Origin of the sequence: Streptomyces sp. ADI95-17, from assembly GCF_003846175.1 — a bacterium.
Taxonomy (GTDB): Bacteria; Actinomycetota; Actinomycetes; order Streptomycetales; family Streptomycetaceae; genus Streptomyces; species Streptomyces sanglieri.
In genome coordinates this window covers 210,245-212,434 of sequence record NZ_ML123055.1, presented here as the reverse complement: position 1 = coordinate 212,434, position 2,190 = coordinate 210,245, and the positions used below count along the sequence as shown (strand labels likewise).

General features: G+C 67.9%; 1 protein-coding gene. It reads right to left on the bottom strand.

Features of this window, described 5'->3' with window-relative positions:
• Positions 1 to 122: 122 nt before the first annotated feature.
• On the bottom strand, positions 123 to 1,865 hold the full coding sequence (locus EES42_RS42340) for an endo-1,4-beta-xylanase (RefSeq protein ID WP_124723518.1): 1,743 nt from the start codon (positions 1,863 to 1,865) through the stop codon (positions 123 to 125).
• Positions 1,866 to 2,190 lie beyond the last annotated feature (325 nt).

Here is a 2,190-nt window from a genome sequence, read left to right as displayed (position 1 = left end):
ACCGGGTACCGGTGCCCCTTGCACGACGGCGGCGCGCTGTCCACGGACGACCCCTCCCACCATGACCAACCAGAAGATCATCCCAGGCCGGTCAGTCAACGTGACAGTGCCGCCCTGATGCCTCACGCCTCGTCAAAGGCCTCGAGCAGGCGCTCGTACGCCAGCTTCGGCCGCAGGGCCGCGTCCCACGGCAGGGAATCGGCCGTGCGCGGAGGATAGATCTTGGTGTCGGCGGTGGAACCGTACCGGTCGGTGAATCCCCACGTGGAGAACGATGTGCAGTTCGGCTCCTCCAGGCAGACCCGCAGCTTGCCCACCATCTCGTCGGCCTGGGTCTCCCGCCCGTCCTCCTCGTCCTCGCCTATGGGGACGTCCATCTCCGACACCCGCGCCTGGACCCCGAGCTCCGCCAGATCCCGCACATGGCTGCGGAAGGTCTCCGGGGCGATGCGGTCGCCGGGTGCGTACTCATGGTTCTGGAAACCCACGCCGTCGATCGGTACGCCCTGTTCCTTGAGCCGCTTGACCAGATCGTAAAGGGCGTCCCACCGCTCGCCTTCCTCCTCGACCCCGTACTCGTTGAGGAACAGCCGTGCCTTCGGATCGGCCCGGTGGGCGGCCCTGAACGCCTCGTCGATGTACTCCTCGCCCATGGCCTCGAACCACGGGCTCTGCTCGGAGCGCAGACCAAGATCCCCGTTGGTGTAGCTCTCCTTGTCGTCGGACATGGGCTCGTTGACCACATCCCATTCCGCGACCTTCCCCTTGAAGTGACCGGCGACCGTGGCGATGTGCCGGAGCATGGTCCGGCGCACCTCCTCGGGATCGTCGTTCTCCCGCATCCAGTTGGGCAGAGCCTCGTGCCAGACGAGGGTGTGCGCATGAACCTTCATGTCGTTTGCGCGGGCGAAGCGTACGAGTAGGTCCGCGTCGCGAAAATCGTAGACGCCCCGGCGCGGGTGGAGGAACTGTGGCTTGAACGCGTTCTCCGGAGTGAGCATGGAGAACTGGCTCCCCGCGAGCGCCCGGTAGCGGGAGTCGGTGAGCAGCGGGTTCTCGGCTAGGGCGGCGCCGACGTCGAACGGCCGCCCCACGTCTGCGGCCCGCGCACGCAGCGAGTCGTCGGACTGCTCCTGGCGTAGCTGCGGCGCGTTGACCACGCGGAGCGAGTCACCGCTCTCTGCCCGCGCGATCAGCTGCGTCAGACGCCATCCCTCGCGGCGCTCGTCTTCGCCCCCGTCCGCCTCCAGACCGAACCAGACAGTGCCCTCGGCGAACACCCCCGGGTCCTGCACGGTTCCCAGCCGCCGCCCGTCGGCTTTCACGCGGAAGGTGTCACCGATGCTCGACACGGCCAGCGTCACCGTCCCGGAGCAGCCGCAGTCGAAAACCTTGGAGGTGGCTGGCTCGTCGCCCTCGCCGTCCCATATCTGTACCTTCACTTGTCCGTCGGCGGTCACGCCGACGCGGAGTGAGGGCCGCTCCTGCCGCCACTCGTCGTAGATGACCGGTACCCGTCCGTACAGCCGCAGCCATGAGTCGCCGTCATCGTCGCCCACACCGGACATCCGTGCGGTGACAGTGAAGTCGCCATCGGACCTCAGATGCGGGCCGGCCAGGTTCAGCGGGGGATTGGGCTGGCCGCCGGAGGAGTCCTGCTCCACGATGCGCCGATCCGATGCGCTGACCCGCAGGACGTCGTTCCGCGCGGTGGTGCCCGGCATCTGCGTCCAGTCGTGGTCCCGCAGCAGGTCTTTGTCGTTCCCGCCCTCCGGCCCTTCGCCCTGCCCCGTACACCCGGCCGCCACCGCCATGACGAGCACCACGGCGGTCAGTCGCTGCCACGTCCCCCCGCCAAGGCTCACGATCCCTCCCACTTTCTTGCCGAGACGAGATCAACATCTCGAAACCGGGCCATAGTTCACCACACATGAGGTACGACGGCCGGCGGCCCTGTGTGGCACGTCCCAGCTCGTGTGGCGGAGCGGGCCCGGATCGCTATCGCTTCAGGTCTTCGCGATCAGACTTGGGCAACGTCACGTACGTAAAGACTGAGGAGCGGAGCGGCGTTGCACGGACCGGGGTCGTTGGTTGCCTGGCCGTGAAGGCCCCCAGCGGGGAAGGGGCGGACGCCCAAACGGTGGCGCGCATCCGGCGCGGACGGGCGCCAGCGCCGAACCTCGTGAATCG